Raw genomic sequence first — 19,345 nt, 5'->3', positions numbered from 1 at the left:
AAACCATTCGTTTATACGGATGGTTTTTTGTCATGGGAAAAAGGAGATTGATCTTCACTGGAGAAAATGAAAGCATACCAGTGTCAAGCTGAATAAGGAGTGACAACAGTTCATGAAGAAAACGCTTCAGGCTTTGTTTGACCAGCCTATCGTATTAGTGAAAACGTTAGGAGAACCATATGACGGCCGGGCTAATGATGTGTGGCTGATTTCCTTACAAGACCAAACGGAATATGTAGTGAAATCTCCTAAAACTGCAAGAGAAGAAAGTGAATTTGTGTATGGGATCAACATGATTTATGGAGTAGATGCCCGTACTGTACAGGAGCATCTTGATGAAATCAGTGAAAAGCTGTCTCATACGAATTCCTTTCATATTCCGATAGTTGTTCGTAAAGTGAAGAAGGCGGGGAAACACTTTTATGTCATGGAAAAAGTAGAAGGAATCCCTTTAACATCTTTTGAGGGCCGTTCAGCACAATTCTATAGGGATTACGGGAGGAAACTAGCACATCTTCATTCATATCAAACAAACTTTTTCGGTGCAGTATACGGGGGAGAAAAGAGACATTTGAGAGAATTCCATGCGCTGTTAAAAAAGGCAGTTTCCAAACTCATCAGCCACTATTACGCTGATCAGCCTGAATATCAGAATTATGCAGAAAAGGTGCAGCAAAAGCTTGAAAAGCTAAGTCCTCCTGATGCAGCCAGTCTCATTTTAATTGATTTAGACCCATCGCAATATATTGAAGACGATGATCAAGTGACGAGTCTAGTTGATACGGAATATGTCGTATTTGGACCAGCTGCGTTTGATTTGATTGCACTCGAATACCTTTTGACGAAAGAAGCTGCACAAGCGGTTCAATTAGGGTATGAAGAGATTTGCCCGCTTCCTCGTCAGCTTCATGAGGTGAGAGAATGCTATCGGTTTGTTTCACTGCTTCTCGATATCCATGGTTCATGGGATATGAAAAAGTGGATGAATCACCCTATACGGTTTTCCCCTCACTGTTAAAGGGTTCAAAAGTGCGAAGGAAGCCGGTTTATAGTAAAGTAAAGATAACAAAAGAAACACATGAACTTGCAACCTTTGCTTTAGGAGGAGATTGTGTGCGACACGCATTAATAACAGCGGGTTCTAAAGGACTTGGCAGGAAAGTCACCGAGTCTTTACTGAATATGGGGTATTCTGTGACAGTCAATTATCGAAGTGATGATGAAGCTGTCCGGCAGATGAAAGAAGAACTGCAAGAATACGAAGAAAAGCTTCAATTTGTCCAAGGCGATGTGACAAACAAAGAAGATTTAAAAAACATGGTCGAGCTGGCAGCAGAGCGATTTGGGCGGATTGACGCCTTGATCAATAATGCTGGACCTTATATTTTTGAACGAAAAAAACTCGCGGATTACTCTGAAGACGAATGGTATCAAATGATGGAAGGCAACCTATCCGCAGTGTTCCATTTGTTCCGAATGGTGATCCCTATGATGAGAAAACAAGGCTTTGGCCGGATTATCACATATGGCTTCCAAGGAGCAGACCATGCGCCAGGCTGGATGCACAGATCAGCTTTCGGAGCGGCAAAAGTGGGCCTTGCGTCATTGACGAAAACCATTGCGATTGAAGAAGCCGAAAACGGCATCACCGCTAATATGGTGTGTCCAGGCAAAATCGTTGGAGACATGAAAGAATCAACGATAGAGGAAGCACGTCAGATAAAAGACGATGAAACACCGATTGGTCGGTCTGGGACAGGTGAGGATATCGGTCGTATCATTTCATTTCTATGTGATGACCGTTCAGACCTCATTACAGGAACCGTCATTGAAGCAACAGGTGGTCTTAATGTAATTCACAAGCACTAAGTTTTTCAGCTTTTTATAGAGGGAATAGACAAAATGAGATCAAATTCGAAAGGTGGATATATTTACATGAAAGCTACATATCATGGACATTCAGTCGTACACATTGAAACAAACGGATACCATATTTGGATTGATCCATTTTTAAATGGAAATAAGCACACCGATATCAAACCGCAAGATGTGAAAGTAGATGTGATTTTGCTCACGCACGGGCATGGAGATCACGTCGGAGACACGATTGAAATCGCTAAAAACAATGACGCACTCGTGATTGCGCCATTCGAACTTGCCACTTATTTAGGCTGGCAAGGGGTGAAAACACACCCGCTTTCTATTGGCGGCGGACGTGAATTTGAATTTGGTAAAGTCAAGCTGACGCAAGCGTTCCATGGCTCAGCGGTCATTGATGAAGAATCCAAAACGATTACGTATACAGGGATGCCATCCGGTATTTTATTTACTGCTGAAGGCAAAACAATTTATCATGCTGGAGACACGGCTCTCTTCTCGGATATGAAACTCATTGGGGAGCTGAATCATATTGAGCTCGCCTTCCTGCCAATAGGTGATAACTTCACAATGGGACCAGACGATGCGAGAATCGCAGCAGAATGGCTTCGTGCGAAACAAGTCGTACCGATTCATTACAGTACATTCCCGCCGATTGAGCAAGATCCTCATGCGTTTGCAGACAGCTTGCATGGCGGCGTGGGTCACGTATTAAACAGTGGAGAATCCATCGAGATATAATCAATAGAAAGAAAAGCCGGCACTCTACCGGCTTTTTTATTTGCCTGTATCGTGCTCGTGTAAAAGACAAATTGCTATTAAAAGCCTCCTGCCTTTATAATGAAATATAGATGAAAACGCTGAAAACAAAAAGGGTGAACGGGATTGGCGACAAAGCATGAGCAAATTTTATCGTATATTGATTCATTGGATGTCGGAGAGAAAATTTCTGTCCGGCGTATAGCGAAAGAAATGAAAGTCAGTGAAGGCACGGCTTACCGGGCTATTAAGGATGCTGAAAATAAAGGGTTCGTGAGCACTATTGAACGAGTCGGTACCATTCGAATTGAACAGAAGAAAAAAGAAAATATTGAAAAGCTGACATATGCGGAAGTCGTCAATGTCATTGATGGTCAGGTGCTTGGCGGACGAGCCGGCTTACATAAAACGTTAAATAAATTTGTCATCGGTGCAATGGAACTGGATGCGATGATGCGATACACAGCAGCAGGCAACCTGTTAATCGTCGGAAACCGAATCAATGCTCACCGGCAAGCATTAGAGGCGGGAGCGGCTGTGCTGGTCACGGGCGGATTCTCAACAGATGATGAAATTATTCAGCTCGCAGATGAGCTTGAGCTGCCCATTTTATCAACAAGCTACGATACATTTACCGTAGCGGCTCTCATTAACCGGGCCATTTATGACCAGTTGATTAAAAAAGAAATTGTGCTTGTGGAGGATATTTTAACGCCGATAGAACGGACCGTCTATTTATCGCCAGAAGACAAACTTGAGAAATGGTATGAAAAGAATTATGAAACTGGACACGGCCGGTTCCCGGTAGCAGACGATCAAATGAAAATTCACGGCATTTTGACCTCAAAGGATATTGCAGGCCATGACCGTTCTACACCGATTGAAAAGGTGATGACAAAAAATCCACTGACCGTTATTGGCAAAACATCTGTCGCTTCAGCTGCACAAATGATGGTGTGGGAAGGTATTGAGGTACTGCCAGTTGTAAATGATCATGCGAAGCTGATTGGGATGATTAGTCGTCAGGACGTGCTGAAGGCGCTGCAAATGATTCAAAAGCAGCCGCAGGTCGGTGAAAAGTTGGATGATGTCGTGTCACGAGGGTTTAAGGAGACTGAGACAGAAAAACCAAAAACAGATGCGGTGTACCAATATGAAGTCTCACCACAAATGACAAATCAACTCGGTAATATTTCGTATGGTGTGTTTACACAAATTTTAATCGAATCAGCCAACCGCTTCTTAAAGTCTCATAAAAAAGGTGAACTAATTGTAGAAAGTCTTTCTGTCTATTTCTTAAAACCAGTTCAAATGGAATCCACGATACAGATCAAACCGAATATTTTAGAAGTTGGGCGCAAGTTTGGAAAGCTGGAAGTGGAAGTTTACCATCAGTCAAATATTGTAGGCAAAGCGATGTTGATGGTGCAGCTGATGGAGAGAGGATAAAAGGCAGAAAAGGGCGGCATGAATGCGCCCTTTCAGCGTGTAAACAAACCCTCGAATTCTTTGTCAGTCCTGCGTGCTGGTGCTCACGAATGACAAATTCGCTCCGTAAAAGTAGCTGTCCTTCCTAGACTGCAAAGGTTTTCTAACACGCTGAAAAGAAGAGAAAGGGCTAAAATCAAGTTCATTTTAGCCCTTTCTCTATTATGCGTGGTCTTTTTCGCCTTCCTTTAAAAAGAGCGGAAGATAGTGCTTATAGGCTTTATATCCGGCCCATGTACTGCCGATACCAACTGCAACAAAAATAAACCCAATGACAAATGCGAGTGACGAGCGGTTTAAAAATAATTGATTCACACCGAAGAGCAGGACAAAGCAGCCAAGTGCCATACTTGATTTGGCAGACCAGAATTTCTTTTCGACCGGCCGGTTCGTACGGACATTCTTTGCTTTGTAGTATAAATAAAACATGGCAGAACAAATAATAAACACAATCAAAACAAGCATGTGCCAAGCCTCCATTGTAAGTGGTTACAACCCTATTTTAAACGTAAATAGGCTTGCTTACTAGAATAAATTGTCTATTCCTCACTTTTCTGTCTGGGTAGATTATGATTTAATAATAAAAAGAGTATCGCAATAAGAAGGAGTATTTATGAAAAAAGAACTGATTAGAACCATATCATTATATGACACCATCATCATTCATAGACATGTAAGACCCGATCCAGACGCATATGGATCGCAGTGCGGCCTTACGGAAATCTTGCGTGCCACCTATCCAGAAAAAAATATTTATGCAACAGGAACCCCTGAGCCATCTCTTTCATTTTTATATGAATTAGATGACGTGCCGGATGAAGTGTACAAAGGTGCCCTTGTCATTGTCTGTGACACTGCGAATCAAGCAAGAATTGATGATCAGCGCTATTCAATGGGCGATAAACTGATGAAAATTGATCATCATCCGAATGAAGATCCGTATGGTGATTTGCTTTGGGTTGATACAGAAGCAAGCTCTGTCAGTGAAATGATTTATGAGCTGTATTTAGAGGGGAAAGAAGAAGGATATCAGCTGAATACAAAGGCGGCAGAACTCATTTATGCCGGCATTGTAGGAGACACAGGCCGTTTCCTTTTCCCAAACACAACGAAAAAGACACTCAAATATGCGGGTGAACTCATCGAATATCCGTTTTCATCATCAGACCTTTTCAATCAATTGTATGAGACAGATTTGAATGTCGTGAAATTAAATGGCTATATTTTTCAACATATCTCTTTATCAGAGAATGGCGTAGCTTCTGTTTTTATTAAACGTGACATTTTGGAGTCGTTCCAAACAACAGCGCAGCAAGCCTCACAGCTTGTTGGGACACTTGGAAATATTGCAGGGATTAAGGCATGGGTCTTTTTTGTGGAAGAGAACGATCAGATTCGTGTGAGATTCCGCTCAAAAGGCGTCGTCATTAACACCATTGCTAAAAAATATCATGGCGGAGGTCACCCGCTTGCAGCCGGTGCGTCCATATATGATTGGGCAGTTGCAGATGAGATTTTGCGTGATTTAGAAGAAGTATGTAAATCATCATCGTGAGAGAGGGGCTTCAAGTCCCCCTCTCTTTTTTTGAGCTTTGAGAAAAGGGTTACTTGGATACAGGGATAAACCAGCAGCCGATGTCAGTTGAATCTTCATAGGCTTGGAGATTTTGATGCTTTAATTCTTTTTTAATTAAATGGGCCATCATTTCTGTCTCAGCATAAGCACACATGCCGTCTTTAATCCGGCTTGCTTTGTCTCGTGCCATTTGACGATAGCTGTAAACCTCCATTGTTCTCACCTCTTTCTTATAATCATCTCGTTCTTCTTTTAGTGTATAAAAATAACAAGTGAAAAGCGATCATTGAGTGCAGAAATTCATAAAAATTCCACATCATCTATTATTCAGCAAAGGAAATACGTACTTCAAGCGAAAGCTTTGTATAGATGGTCAGTTCGGTGACTTTGGCGCGGTATGCCTTTTCTCTAATCGTATATTCTTTATTTTCCACGGTCCGTTTTAAGAGCTCTTTTGTTTTATACACACTTTCAATATCCTTTGTGATCACCTCTGAGATATCCTCTTTCACCTGATCTTCGAATTTCAAGGTATCTGGTTCCGGGATTTTGTACTGCTCACGGTTGACGAGGTGAACGTCTACGCTCTGAATAAGCAGACGCTGCTTATTGTCTTCATTTAATTTATGCAAATCTTCCCGATAGAGTGTGATTTGTTCTTTCAGACTGTCCATATGGTGCTGCTGGCTTCTGAGCAGTGTCACCTGCTTCTCCTGAAAGGTGCCATACGTAAAGAGAAAAATCAGCCAGCTGATAATTGCGCCGAACATCATCCCAGCAAAAAAACGCTGCCAGCCTGGACGTTTATACAGCTCAGGCACCCTCATGATGATACATGCTCCTGAGTGAGCCACGTAATCAGGAGATACCCCGTTTGCGCACCGCCCATAGCAGAGATAATGAGCAAGATCTGCTTGAAAATATCACGTGTGTTCCCTTCGAAAATCCCTCTTTCAAAACTATAGACCGCATCAAAAGTTCCACCGATTGCCGCAACAAGTGCCCAAATTTTTAAGCGGTTGGCAAGACTTGAAATAATTGATAGCGGGGGCTGACCAGATAAATATGCACCTACCCCGCCTATAATGGCACCGCCCAAAATAACCCCTAGTGCGATAAAATAACAGCTAATAAAGTTTGGAATAAAGGCTTCCTTCACATCCATTTTTCCCACCTCACTCTATTCAATATATGGCGAATGCTGGACAAGTATGAACGAGCGGAAAAGAAAGAACATTTGTTTCTCACCGCATCGCGATTTATAATGAAAGAATGAATTTAGACGAAAGGAGTGGATTAAGCATGTCCTATGTTCATCTTCAGGTGCACAGTGGATACAGCTTGTTGAGCAGTGCAGCGAAGGTCAAGGAGCTCGTATTAAAGGCGAAAGAACTTGGCTATCAAGCGCTCGCTCTTACCGATGACCATGTGATGTATGGAACGGTTGAATTTTATAAGGAATGTAAAACACATGGCATCAAACCGATTATCGGTTTAACAGCTTCTGTCTTCATAGATGAACAAGAGACAGAGGCTTATCCTTTGATCCTCCTTGCCAAAAACAATGAAGGCTATCAAAACTTGATCAAAATTAGCAGTGTCTTGAAATCAAAGTCAAAAACCGGCCTGAAAGAGAAATGGCTGAAAGCCTATCATCATGGCCTTATTGCCATCACACCAGGCGTATCCGGCTATATTGAAACGCTGCTGCAACATGATCAGCTAGATGAAGCAAGGGATGCAGCCAGCCATTTAAAAGATCTTTTTGGTGAGGAACATGTGTATTTAGCCGTTCAGCCGTTTCAGCAGGACGAAGAGCTGTCTCATAAGCTCAGGGAACTCTCAAAAAGGGCGAACATCCCGCTTGTGGCAACAGGTGACGTCCACTATATCCATCAAGAGGACAAAACCGCATATACATGTTTAAAAGCCATTAAAGCAGGCCAGCAGTTATCAGAAATTGAGGAAGACCAAGGAGACAAGCATTTCAGATCGATCGAAGAAATGATGAAGTGGTATGGTGATGATCCAGAATTGCTGGCAAGAACGGTTGAGATTGCGAACCGCTGCGAGGTCGATTTAAATCTTGGCCAGACGAAACTGCCAACCTATCCGACGCCTGATCAATCAACAGCTGATCAATTTTTACGAAGAGTGTGCCAAGAAGGCATGAAACGAAGACAGATTGCTTCAAATGACACATATATCAAAAGGCTTGAGTATGAGCTGAGCATCATTCAAAAAATGAATTTCAGTGATTATTTCCTCATTGTGTGGGATTTTATGAAGTATGCTCATGATCATGGCATTGTCACAGGTCCTGGCAGGGGATCAGCAGCAGGCTCTTTAGTTGCGTATGTTCTGTTTATTACAGATGTCGATCCGATCCGTCACGGGCTTTTATTTGAGCGTTTTTTAAATCCTGAACGAATCAGCATGCCAGATATAGATATCGATTTTCCTGACACGAGAAGAGATGAAATCATTTCATATGTAAAAGACAAATATGGGGATATGCATGTGGCGCAAATTGTCACGTTTGGAACACTTGCCGCAAAGGCAGCTTTAAGAGATGTCGGACGTGTGATGGGAATTGATTCAAAAGCAGCAGACCGCCTTGCAAAGCTCATCCCATCAAAGCCAGGGACGACACTGAAAGAAGCGGTGACAGTCTCCTCAGAATTAAAAACACTGCTCCAGCAATCTGAAGAGCTGCAAAGAGTGTTTCAAACCGCTTTAAAGGTAGAAGGATTACCAAGACATACGTCAACACATGCAGCCGGCGTTGTCCTAAGTGAGGAGCCGCTCACACAAGTCGTGCCTATTCAAGAAGGGCATGATGGAGTGTATTTGACGCAATATGCGATGAATTATTTAGAAGATCTCGGTCTTTTAAAAATGGATTTTTTAGGTTTGAGAAACTTAACATTAATTGAATCCATTAAAAACCAGATTGAAAGACAGGAAAACGTCCACATTAACTTTAGTGACATTTCATATGAAGATCAGAAAACGTTTGATTTGTTATCAGCGGGAGATACAACGGGGATTTTCCAGCTCGAATCACAAGGTATGCGTCAGGTGCTGAGACGACTGAAACCTTCTAGTCTAGAAGATATCGTGGCTGTTAATGCCTTATACCGCCCGGGTCCGATGGAGAATATCCCGCTCTTTATCGACCGAAAGCATGGCAGAGTGAAAGTCTCCTACCCGCATCCAGATTTGTATGACATCTTAAAGGATACATATGGGGTCATCGTCTATCAGGAGCAAATCATGCTGATTGCAGCAAAGATGGCAGGCTTTAAGCTGGGCGAGGCCGATCTACTAAGAAGAGCCGTTTCAAAGAAGGATAAAAAGGTGCTTGATGAAGAGCGAAGCCATTTTGTTGAAGGATGCCTAAAAAAGGAGTATCCTGTTAACATTGCAAATGACGTTTATGACCTAATCGTCAAATTTGCAAACTATGGTTTTAATAGAAGCCATGCTGTTGCATATAGCATGATCGGCTTTCAGCTTGCTTATTTAAAAGCGCATTATCCGTTATATTTTATGTGCGGTCTTTTAACGAGTGTGATTGGAAATGAAGACAAAGTGGCTCAATATTTCTATGAGGCAAAGGAAAAAGGGATATCGGTGTTGAAGCCTTCTATTAATAAGAGCGAATTTCCATTCACGGTTGAAAAAGGGGAGATCCGCTACAGCTTAAGAGCGATTAAAAATGTCGGAGTGTCAGCTGTAAAGGATATATACAGAGCAAGACAGGAAAGGCCATTTGAAGATTTATTTGATTTTTGCGCAAGGGTATCAACAAAGAGTGTCAACCGAAAAACGATTGAAGCCCTCATTTTCTCAGGGGCAATGGATGAGCTTCATCCAAATCGTGCTTCGTTATTAGCATCGATAGATATTGCGTTAGACCATGTGTCATTTTTAACACCTGAGGATCAACTGGACTTTCTTGGGGATACAACGTTCTCCATTAAGCCAAAATATGCGGAGATAGACGAACTGCCGCTTGTTGATCTCCTGCAATTTGAAAAAGAGGCACTCGGGTTATATTTATCAAATCACCCAGTACAAGCGTATCGAGATCGCTTAAGAGAGAATGGTGCAGTGGAAATCATCAGACTTTCTTCCTATATAAAGCGAAAGATCTCAATGGGTGGTCTTTTGACAAAGGTGAAATCGATTCGGACAAAAAATGGACAATCGATGGCATTTGTCACATTCGGGGATGAAACGGGAGAAATGGAAGGTGTCGTCTTTCCAGAGCAATTTAGAAAGCTGTCCCCCTTACTTGAGGAGGGCGCAATGCTTTATGTTGAAGGCAGAATAGATGTCAGAAATGAGAGCAGTCAAATCATCGTGCAAGAAGCTGTTCTACTGGAAGAGATGGGCTCTAAAAGAAAAGAATCTGTCTACATTCGAGTCAAAGAAGAGAACCATACGCAGGAGCTGCTAGAACAAGTGAAGCGAGTGATCTCCATGCATAGCGGAGAAGCAGATGTCTATTTGTATTATGAAAAGCAAAAAAAGACGATGAGACTTCCAGATGCATACAAAGTTCATGCAGATCATGCGGTCATTTTCCAGTTAAAAGAGCTGCTAGGTGAACAAAACGTTGTGATTAAATGATGACAAATCGTCTGAATATGTTTTACAATTTCACCTATTGTGTTATCATTTTAAAGATTCTGTGTATTTAAACTGCCAAGTATGTGCTTATCAACTTAGCAATTCATTAAATCATTTTCCACTTGAAGGAGTGTTCATCACATGTCATTAAGAGAAGAAGCATTACATATGCACAAAGAGAATCAAGGCAAACTCGAATCAAAATCAAAGGTACAAGTGAAAAATGCGAAAGACTTGAGCTTGGCTTACTCACCAGGTGTAGCGGAGCCATGTAAAGATATTTATGACGATACAAGCAAAGTGTATGATTATACAATGAAAGGCAATATGGTCGCTGTTGTCACAGACGGAAGTGCTGTATTAGGGCTTGGAAACATTGGGGCAGAAGCATCTCTTCCAGTAATGGAAGGAAAAGCTGTCTTATTCAAAAGCTTTGCAGGTGTTGATGCATTCCCAATCGCACTTGCAACAAACGATGTAGACAAAATCGTTGAAACAGTGAAGCTTCTTGAGCCGACGTTTGGCGGCGTGAACCTTGAAGATATTGCAGCACCAAACTGCTTTATCATTGAAGAGCGTTTGAAAAAAGAGACAAACATTCCTGTTTTCCACGATGATCAGCACGGGACAGCGATTGTAACAGTGGCAGGACTTGTGAATGCACTGAAGCTGTCTGGAAAATCAATGTCTTCAATTAAAGTGGTTGCAAACGGCGCTGGAGCAGCAGGAATTGCGATTATCAAACTTCTTTATCATTTCGGTGTACGTGATATCATCATGTGTGATACAAAAGGCGCTATTTATGAAGGCCGTCCGAATGGTATGAATGCAGTGAAAAATGAAGTAGCTAAATTCACGAACCAAGATCGTAAAGAAGGTTCTTTAGAAGAAGTGATTGAAGGCGCAGATGTCTTTATCGGCGTTTCAGTAGCAGGTGCTTTAACTAAAGAAATGGTTGGAAAAATGGCAAAAGATCCTGTCATCTTCGCAATGGCGAATCCAAACCCAGAGATCATGCCAGAAGATGCACATGCAGCAGGTGCAAGTGTTGTAGGAACTGGCCGTTCTGACTTCCCGAACCAAGTGAACAACGTCCTTGCATTCCCTGGTATTTTCCGTGGAGCGCTTGATGTACGTGCGACACACATTAACGAAGAAATGAAAATTGCAGCTGTTGAAGCGATTGCTTCCCTTGTATCAGATGAAGAATTGTCAGCGGAATACGTTATCCCTGCACCATTTGATGCACGAGTAGCGCCAGCGGTAGCCAAAGCAGTGGCAAAAGCAGCAATGGAAACGGGCGTTTCAAGAATCAAAGTAGACCCAGAAGCTGTTGCAGAAAAAACAAGAAAATTAACGATTATCGGCGAGTAATCGAATTGGAAAAGTGTGCACGTTCTTTCTGAATTTGGAGGAAAAACGTGCACCATTTCCTCTCTTATACGAAATTTTTTTCATCCTAAATGAGATTTTTTTTGTAGACGTTCACAATTCACATATACCAACTACTCAGCGCCCCAAACCTATACTCATTTCTCATCAATTCCCCACTGAAAAAATTGAATGAAGGATGACAGCGTTTGACAAAAAAAGTACAATAGTTTCGGTACAGTTATGACATGTCCTATAATAGTGGATGTGCGTGTAAAGAAAAAACCCTTCAAAAAGGGAGGTAGTCATTTGTCAATCAAGAATATTTTCAGTAAAAAGAAAAAATATGCATCTGTACCCTCTGAACAGGCAAGTCAAGATGTGCCTGAAGGCATCATGACCAAATGTCCGCAATGTAAAAAAATAATGCTCACCAAAGAACTAGATAAAAATTTGCGTGTTTGCATGAATTGCGGCAGACATTTGCAAATGAATGCAAAACAACGTATTGAAAGCCTTGTAGACGAAGGCACATTTGAAGAATTTAACGGTCACCTCATTTCTGAGAACCCGCTCGGTTTCCCAGGCTACGAAGAAAAGCTTCAGAAAGACAGAGAAAAAACATCTTTGAATGAAGCCATCGTAACAGGAAAAGGTGAAATTAAAGGTCAAAGTGCTGTCATTGCTGTCATGGATGCCACGTTCCGTATGGGCAGCATGGGCTCAGTCGTTGGTGAAAAGATTACATTAGCTATTGAGAAAGCAAAAGCGGACAAGGTGCCATTTATCATCTTCACTGCATCTGGAGGAGCAAGAATGCAAGAGGGGATTCTTAGTCTGATGCAGATGGCAAAAACAAGTTCAGCATTAAAGCTGTTCAGCGAGGATCAAGGTCTGATTATCTCTGTGATGACCAATCCGACAACTGGCGGTGTATCAGCTAGTTTCGCGTCTCTCGGTGATTACAACTTTGCAGAGCCTGGTGCATTAATTGGTTTTGCTGGTCGCAGAATCATTGAACAAACCATTCGTGAAGACCTACCAGAGGACTTCCAAACGGCTGAATTTTTAATGAAGCATGGTCAGCTAGATGCTGTGATTCACCGTGCAGAAATGAAAGAAACATTAGGCCAAATCTTAGCATTACACAGCACAGGAGGTGAACGAGAGTGGCTGGAGAACTAGAATTTGAAAAACCTGTCATTGAACTCCGAGCGAAAATTGATGAATTGAAAAAGTTCACACAAAACTCAGAGATGGATTTAAGTGCGGAAATTGAGCGCCTTGAAACGCGTCTGAGTAAGCTTGAAACAGACATTTATACAAATTTAAAGCCTTGGGACAGAGTACAAATTGCTCGTCATGCGATGCGCCCAACAACTCTCGATTACATTCAAGAGCTGTTTGATAACTTTTTCGAATGTCACGGTGACCGTTTTTATGGCGACGATGAAGCCATCGTTGGAGGAATTGCTACGTTTAAAGGACTTCCTGTCACAGTCATTGGTCATCAGCGCGGAAAAGACACAAAAGAAAACTTGCGCCGTAATTTCGGGATGCCGCATCCAGAAGGTTACCGTAAAGCATTGCGCTTGATGAAACAAGCAGATAAATTTAATCGTCCAATCATTTGCTTTATTGATACAAAAGGAGCTTATCCTGGTAAAGCAGCTGAAGAACGCGGGCAAAGTGAAGCAATTGCGAAAAACCTTTTCGAAATGGCAGGACTTCGTGTACCGGTTGTCTGTATTGTCATTGGAGAAGGCGGAAGTGGCGGAGCACTAGGCTTAGGCGTAGGAAACCACCTATTTATGCTAGAGAACTCAACATATTCAGTGATTTCACCTGAAGGTGCAGCAGCACTGCTCTGGAAGGACTCATCACTTGCGAAAAAAGCTGCAGAATCAATGAAAATTACCGCTCCAGACCTAAAAGAATTAGATATTATAGATGATGTTATTAAAGAAGTGCAAGGTGGAGCACACCGAGACGTGAAACAACAAGCAGCCTACATTGAAAAAACATTAAAACAGTCACTTACATCTTTGCTCAAACAATCGCCTGAAGAATTAGTCGAACAAAGATATCAAAAATACAAAGCAATCGGTAAAGTATCGATTGAAAATCAATATATTGGGGTAAACTAAATAAACGTACAGCCTTTTGGCTGGCGTTTATTTTTTTCGTCTTTTTTCATCAAAACGATCTGATGTAAGCGCTATTTGAAAATAATTTTCTTTTGTTTTCATAAAATTTGAAACGTCTGAAAACGTTGATTTGACAAGGTTTAGAGCACTTGGATCAACTGTTTTTTGAACAAAGTGCTTTCATGACTTTCTTAACTTTTGTTTAAAAACATTTTATTTAATTGTATAATAAGTACGGTTTTAGAAATTCGTATTGAAAACATCCGGTTTTGCTCATGATTGTTTTCAAGCAGTGGAAATGGTATGTTTAATTCATATATGGTCTCTGAGGTGAAAAAGATGAAGCGTATAGGAGTTTTAACGAGCGGTGGGGATTCCCCAGGAATGAATGCAGCTGTGCGCGCAGTTGTAAGGAAAGCAATTTACCATAATGTAGAAGTTTACGGTATTTATAATGGATATTCAGGTCTAATTAACGGTAAAATTGAGAAACTCGAAATAGGTTCAGTAGGCGATATCATTCATCGTGGAGGAACAAAACTTTACACGGCAAGATGTCCTGAATTCAAGACAGTTGAAGGTCGTGAAAAAGGGATTGAGAACTTAAAAAAATTCGGTATTGAAGGACTTGTTGTCATCGGTGGAGATGGCTCATTCATGGGAGCGAAGAAATTAACAGAGCTCGGTTTTCCATGTGTAGGTGTCCCTGGCACGATTGACAATGACATTCCTGGTACTGATTTCACTATTGGCTTTGATACAGCACTAAATACAGTCATTGATGCCATTGATAAAATTCGTGATACAGCCACATCTCATGAACGTACATACGTAGTGGAAGTAATGGGAAGACATGCTGGGGATATTGCCCTTTGGTCAGGTCTTGCAGGCGGAGCTGAATCGATTTTGATTCCTGAAGCAGACTATGACATGGACGAAATTATTGCCAGATTGAGAAGAGGACATGAGCGCGGCAAGAAGCACAGTATCATCATCGTCGCAGAAGGCGTAGGCAGCGGTGTCGAATTTGGTAAGAGAATTGAAGAGGAGACAAGCCTTGAAACGCGTGTATCTGTCTTAGGACATATTCAACGTGGAGGTTCTCCAAGTGCGTTTGACCGAGTGCTCGCAAGTCGCCTAGGAGCGTATGCAGTAGAACTTCTTCTTGAAGGAAGAGGCGGACGTTGTGTAGGTATTCAAAGCAACGAACTCGTTCATCACGATATTTTAGACATCTTAGATAAAAAGCATACAGTCGATCAAAATATGTACCGACTTTCACAAGAGCTCTCTATATAAAACGAGAAGACCTTAGGAGGAACAGTAATGAGAAAGACAAAAATCGTTTGTACAATCGGTCCAGCAAGTGAAAGCATTGAAAAGCTGACTGAATTGATTGAAGCAGGAATGAATGTAGCCAGACTAAACTTCTCTCATGGAGATTTTGAAGAGCATGGTGCACGTATTGAAAACATTCGCAAAGCAGGTAAAACTTTAGGCAAGGACATTGCGATCCTTCTTGATACAAAAGGTCCAGAGATCCGTACACGCACAGTTGAAAACGGCTCAATTGAGTTAGTTGCTGGTGCTGATCTTATCGTGAGTATGGAAGACATTGTGGGAAACACTGAAAAAATCAGTGTGACGTACGAAGATTTAATTCATGATGTAGAAGTGGGCTCAACTATCTTATTAGATGATGGTCTGATTGGTCTAGAAGTAAAAGAATTAAATAAGAACCGAAAAGAAATCGTCACAAAAGTGATGAATACAGGCACACTGAAAAACAAAAAAGGTGTCAACGTACCAGGTGTGAGTGTGAACTTGCCGGGTATTACAGAAAAGGATGCCAATGATATTCTGTTTGGAATTGAACAAGGTGTCGATTTCATCGCAGCTTCTTTTGTGAGACGAGCTTCTGATGTTCTTGAAATTCGTGAGCTACTTGAAAAGAACAACGCAGCTGACATTCAAATCATTCCGAAGATTGAAAACCAAGAGGGCGTTGATAACATCGATGAAATCCTTGAGGTATCAGATGGACTGATGGTTGCGCGTGGAGATCTTGGTGTAGAGATTCCGGCAGAAGAAGTACCACTTGTTCAAAAAATGCTGATCAAAAAATGCAACCGTTTAGGCAAGCCTGTCATCACAGCAACTCAAATGCTGGATAGCATGCAGCGTAACCCGCGTCCAACACGTGCGGAAGCAAGTGACGTGGCAAATGCTATTTTTGACGGTACAGATGCGATCATGCTATCTGGTGAAACAGCAGCAGGAACATATCCAGTTGAAGCTGTGCAAACGATGCACAACATTGCCTCACGTTCAGAGGAAGCACTTAACTATAAAGCAATCCTTTCTCGCAGAAGCGAAGAAGTAGAGGTCAGCATTACAGATGCAATCGGTCAATCTGTTGCGCACACAGCTATGAAGCTTGATGTGGCAGCAATTGTGACACCTACTGAGAGTGGTCATACAGCAAGAATGATTTCAAAATATAGACCTAAAGCACCAATCGTTGCAGTCACAGCAAACGAATCAGTAGCAAGAAAGCTATCTCTCGTATTCGGTGTATTTGCGAAGAGTGGATCAAATACGTCATCTACTGATGAAATGCTAGAGAATGCAGTAGAAAAATCTATTGAATCTGGCTATGTAAGACATGGCGACTTGATTGTCATTACAGCTGGTGTGCCGGTTGGAGAAGCTGGTACAACGAACTTAATGAAAGTGTATGTTGTCGGTGACATCATTGCGAAGGGTCAAGGAATTGGCCGCAAATCTGCATTTGGACCGGTTGTTATTGCACAAAGCGGAAAAGAAGCAGAGGAAAAAATGTACGATGGTGCGATTCTTGTCGCAAACTGCACAGATCGTGATATGATGGGTGCTTTAGAAAAAGCGTCTGCCCTTATCACGGAAGAAGGCGGTTTAACAAGCCATGCAGCAGTCGTTGGGCTTAGTCTTGGAATTCCAGTCATTGTCGGTCTTGACAGTGCCACAACACTTCTAAAAGAAGGCGAAGAGATTACAGTAGATCCAGCACGCGGAGCGATCTACAAAGGCCGTGCAAGCGTCCTTTAAATCACACACGAGGGGAGTTATCTGACTCCTCTCTTTTTTTATGTTACACTAAAAAAAGTAAACAGCTTTCGATGAAAGAGACCCCATGAGGTGATATGGTTGAAAAAATATTTTCTACTATTATTGATTCTGTTCCCGGCAGTGGAAATTAGTTTATTTTTAATCTCAAGTAACATCATTGGTATTTTACCAACGATGCTAGTCATTGTGCTGACAAGTGCACTAGGTGCTTACTTTGCAAGAAAACAAGGAATAGAAGCATTTCAGAAAGTGCAGCGAGATTTACAATATGGCAAAATGCCAGGGGCCACCATTGTCGATGGCTTCTGCATTCTGATCGGTGGTTTGCTGCTGCTCATACCTGGATTCCTTTCTGATCTGATTGGGGCTGTGCTGCTCATTCCCATGACAAGAAAACGGATCAAACCGCTCTTTGAGCGCTGGCTTAGAAACATGTCCAATCGCAAACGCTATACGATTATACGATAAAGAGACCTTCGCATCAGGTCTCTTTTACTTTTGCGCACCATACCGAATGTACTGATAAAGGTCTCTGAAAACCCCTGCATTACGAAACGCCTGCCAAACGACAAGAGAAGCGGGACCGAGTGCAAGTCCAAGAAAACCAAAGCATTTTAACCCGACAAACAGTGCCACAAGTGTTGCTAAAGGATTAAGACCGATTGATTTACTTAAGACTTTTGGCTCTGATATTTGTCTTTGAATGAGCACCACAATATACAAAATGCCCAGTCCAATGGCGAGTGAAAGATTTCCTGTCATGGCGGAGTAAATGATCCACGGAAGAAAAACGGTGCCACTCCCGATGTAAGGAAGTAAATCAACTAGACCAATACATAGAGCAATCACAATCGCATGTTCGACCTTTAAGATGAAAAGTCCAATCAGCACGATCCCAATGGTCATGGCAACAAGGAGAAGCTGGGCTTTCATAAAGCCAGAAATGGCTTTTTTGATTTCAGATAAAATGGCACGTGTATGAAGCATCCATTTGGCGGGAAAGATACGAGAACCATATTTTTTTAACGTAAACCAATCTTTTGTGATAAAAAAAGTCGCTAGTGCGGAAAATAAAAGCGTCGCTGCTGCATCAGGCAAAAGACCTAAAAAAGCTGGAATGAATTCAAGAGTTTTTGAAAGGAAAGTCCCGATTTTTGCCGCTGCTTCGTCACCAAGTGCTTGGATTTGTCCTAAAATCGATTCCTTTTGACCTGCTTGAAGTGTATTAAATTGAGCAGTCAAATCATGATATAAAGGCAAAATCTGATCTGTGAAAAAACGTTCCACGATCCCAATCAGTTGATCAAGATGACCTGGCAGGACCTTTGCTAAATAAGCACTTCCTGAAATGATTTCCGCCACCAAAAGTGTCATGAATCCAGCTGCTGCCACTAAAAAGAGTAATAACACAATGATGACAACAAAACCTCTTGGCATCCCGGTCATGTTTTCAATTTTGCATACGGCTGGATGAATCAAACACGACACGGCAAATGCAATCCAAAATGGATATAAAAACGGAAAAGACTGATATAAAAAAACAACCGCACAAACGGCGATGCTGAAAATCATCAAACTTCGCAAAAAAATGCCTACATAAGTGTGATTCACACAATCCCCTCCAAAAAACAAGCATGTCCGATACTTCATTTTATTCAAAAAGATTAGTAATATGAAAAGGTCGCAATAAAAAGAAAGAAAGGAGCGGCGTATGTTTACTCAAGCAAATTTGTTTTTGGTTCTTTTACTCGTTATTGCACTTATTGCAAAAAACAATTCGTTAATTTTAGCGGTCTCTGTGCTGATTGCCATTAAGCTGATTGGCCTGGATCAAAAAATATTCCCGGTTCTGCAATCAAAAGGTATCAATTGGGGTGTGACGGTCATCACGATCGCTGTGCTTGTACCGATCGCAACAGGGGACATTGGATTTAAACAACTTGGAGAAGCGATGAAATCTTCCTATGCTTGGATAGCTCTTGGAGCGGGTATATTAGTAGCATTAATTGCAAAAAACGGAATTGTGCTACTCGAAAACGATCCGCATATCACAGCAGCACTTGTATTCGGTACGATTTTGGCAGTCAGCTTATTCAAAGGTGTGGCTGTTGGCCCGCTGATTGGTGCTGGAATTGCCTATTTAGCGATGCAAGCAGTGAAATTTTTCAGCGGTTAAAAAGAGAGTGGCTCATGCCACTTTCTTTTGATTTTTTTCTGGCGTGAGCTTTTGCAAAAAAACATAATTAAATATATTAAAAGAAGCAAAATCCCTTTATTCCATGCCCGAACCGGAAGGCTGGAAAAAAAAATATCAAAAAAAATTATAGTTAAACATTTAACAAATGTCTGATTATTGTTTATAATGGGAATAGGCTTAATT

Annotated in this window: 18 protein-coding genes; 13 read left to right on the top strand and 5 right to left on the bottom strand. The window is 41.6% G+C overall.

Annotation, left to right across the window (positions count from 1 at the left end; translation table 11 throughout):
- Window positions 1–112 precede the first annotated feature (112 nt).
- From MHI20_RS07090 to MHI20_RS07075, 4 genes are all read left to right on the top strand, one after another.
- On the top strand, window positions 113–1,018 hold the full coding sequence (locus tag MHI20_RS07090) for a phosphotransferase (RefSeq protein WP_100325125.1): 906 nt from the start codon (window positions 113–115) through the stop codon (window positions 1,016–1,018).
- A gap of 95 nt (window positions 1,019–1,113) precedes the next feature.
- On the top strand, window positions 1,114–1,869 hold the full coding sequence (locus tag MHI20_RS07085; RefSeq protein WP_159144993.1) for an SDR family oxidoreductase: 756 nt from the start codon (window positions 1,114–1,116) through the stop codon (window positions 1,867–1,869).
- A 66-nt stretch (window positions 1,870–1,935) separates the two neighbouring features.
- Window positions 1,936–2,619 carry a metal-dependent hydrolase gene (locus MHI20_RS07080; RefSeq protein WP_045034152.1) on the top strand — a complete coding sequence of 228 codons (684 nt, stop codon included), beginning with the start codon at window positions 1,936–1,938 and terminating at the stop codon, window positions 2,617–2,619.
- A gap of 144 nt (window positions 2,620–2,763) precedes the next feature.
- Window positions 2,764–4,086 (top strand): CBS domain-containing protein, encoded by a 1,323-nt coding sequence (locus MHI20_RS07075; RefSeq protein ID WP_017358275.1) that lies wholly within the window; start codon window positions 2,764–2,766, stop codon window positions 4,084–4,086.
- Window positions 4,087–4,287: 201 nt separating this feature from the next.
- Here MHI20_RS07075 and MHI20_RS07070 read toward each other — a convergent pair whose 3' ends face one another.
- Window positions 4,288–4,590 carry a YtpI family protein gene (locus MHI20_RS07070; RefSeq protein ID WP_003216665.1) on the bottom strand — a complete coding sequence of 101 codons (303 nt, stop codon included), beginning with the start codon at window positions 4,588–4,590 and terminating at the stop codon, window positions 4,288–4,290.
- Between the two features lie 148 nt (window positions 4,591–4,738).
- Between MHI20_RS07070 and MHI20_RS07065 the strand changes: the two genes are divergently transcribed.
- Window positions 4,739–5,680 (top strand): DHH family phosphoesterase, encoded by a 942-nt coding sequence (locus MHI20_RS07065; protein WP_025207776.1) that lies wholly within the window; start codon window positions 4,739–4,741, stop codon window positions 5,678–5,680.
- A 49-nt stretch (window positions 5,681–5,729) separates the two neighbouring features.
- On the opposite strand, the gene MHI20_RS07060 is transcribed toward MHI20_RS07065, so the two are convergent.
- The 3 genes from MHI20_RS07060 to MHI20_RS07050 all read right to left on the bottom strand — a co-directional run bounded on the left by MHI20_RS07060 (window position 5,730) and on the right by MHI20_RS07050 (window position 6,866).
- Window positions 5,730–5,915 carry a hypothetical protein gene (locus MHI20_RS07060; RefSeq protein ID WP_008346082.1) on the bottom strand — a complete coding sequence of 62 codons (186 nt, stop codon included), beginning with the start codon at window positions 5,913–5,915 and terminating at the stop codon, window positions 5,730–5,732.
- Between the two features lie 109 nt (window positions 5,916–6,024).
- On the bottom strand, window positions 6,025–6,528 hold the full coding sequence (gene ytrI, locus MHI20_RS07055) for a sporulation membrane protein YtrI (RefSeq protein ID WP_007501718.1): 504 nt from the start codon (window positions 6,526–6,528) through the stop codon (window positions 6,025–6,027).
- On the bottom strand, window positions 6,525–6,866 hold the full coding sequence (locus tag MHI20_RS07050) for a YtrH family sporulation protein (RefSeq protein WP_007501717.1): 342 nt from the start codon (window positions 6,864–6,866) through the stop codon (window positions 6,525–6,527). The genes ytrI and MHI20_RS07050 overlap by 4 nt, the downstream gene beginning before the upstream one ends.
- Before the next feature lie 137 nt (window positions 6,867–7,003).
- Between MHI20_RS07050 and dnaE the strand changes: the two genes are divergently transcribed.
- The 7 genes from dnaE (at window position 7,004) to MHI20_RS07015 (ending at window position 17,433) form a co-directional block, all read left to right on the top strand.
- Window positions 7,004–10,339 (top strand): DNA polymerase III subunit alpha, encoded by a 3,336-nt coding sequence (gene dnaE, locus MHI20_RS07045; protein ID WP_304716999.1) that lies wholly within the window; start codon window positions 7,004–7,006, stop codon window positions 10,337–10,339.
- A 141-nt stretch (window positions 10,340–10,480) separates the two neighbouring features.
- Window positions 10,481–11,713, top strand: a complete 1,233-nt coding sequence (locus MHI20_RS07040) for an NAD(P)-dependent malic enzyme (protein WP_007501712.1) — start codon at window positions 10,481–10,483, stop codon at window positions 11,711–11,713.
- Between the two features lie 306 nt (window positions 11,714–12,019).
- Window positions 12,020–12,895 carry an acetyl-CoA carboxylase, carboxyltransferase subunit beta gene (gene accD / locus MHI20_RS07035; protein ID WP_008346077.1) on the top strand — a complete coding sequence of 292 codons (876 nt, stop codon included), beginning with the start codon at window positions 12,020–12,022 and terminating at the stop codon, window positions 12,893–12,895.
- Window positions 12,880–13,857: an acetyl-CoA carboxylase carboxyl transferase subunit alpha gene (gene accA, locus MHI20_RS07030; protein ID WP_008346075.1), complete on the top strand. Its 978-nt coding sequence runs from the start codon at window positions 12,880–12,882 to the stop codon at window positions 13,855–13,857. The genes accD and accA overlap by 16 nt, the downstream gene beginning before the upstream one ends.
- A gap of 339 nt (window positions 13,858–14,196) precedes the next feature.
- Entirely contained in the window at window positions 14,197–15,156 is a 960-nt protein-coding gene (gene pfkA, locus MHI20_RS07025; protein WP_017358271.1) for a 6-phosphofructokinase, read from the top strand.
- 27 nt (window positions 15,157–15,183) lie between these two features.
- Window positions 15,184–16,944 carry a pyruvate kinase gene (pyk, locus tag MHI20_RS07020; protein ID WP_340937338.1) on the top strand — a complete coding sequence of 587 codons (1,761 nt, stop codon included), beginning with the start codon at window positions 15,184–15,186 and terminating at the stop codon, window positions 16,942–16,944.
- Window positions 16,945–17,043: 99 nt separating this feature from the next.
- Complete coding sequence (locus tag MHI20_RS07015) at window positions 17,044–17,433, top strand: FxsA family protein (protein ID WP_007501703.1); 390 nt, start codon at window positions 17,044–17,046, stop codon at window positions 17,431–17,433.
- A gap of 24 nt (window positions 17,434–17,457) precedes the next feature.
- On the opposite strand, the gene ytvI is transcribed toward MHI20_RS07015, so the two are convergent.
- A complete protein-coding gene (ytvI, locus tag MHI20_RS07010) occupies window positions 17,458–18,576 on the bottom strand; it encodes a sporulation integral membrane protein YtvI (protein ID WP_024718659.1) in 1,119 nt (372 codons plus the stop codon).
- A 100-nt stretch (window positions 18,577–18,676) separates the two neighbouring features.
- Here ytvI and MHI20_RS07005 point away from each other — a divergent pair, with 100 nt between their 5' ends.
- Window positions 18,677–19,141 (top strand): DUF441 domain-containing protein, encoded by a 465-nt coding sequence (locus MHI20_RS07005; RefSeq protein ID WP_007501699.1) that lies wholly within the window; start codon window positions 18,677–18,679, stop codon window positions 19,139–19,141.
- Window positions 19,142–19,345: the final 204 nt, after the last annotated feature.

It is taken from the genome of Bacillus sp. FSL K6-1106 (genome assembly GCF_038005245.1).
Lineage (GTDB): Bacteria > Bacillota > Bacilli > Bacillales > Bacillaceae > Bacillus > Bacillus altitudinis.
Note: the sequence above shows the minus strand (reverse complement) of the source record. Positions and strands in the feature narration are given on the sequence as shown.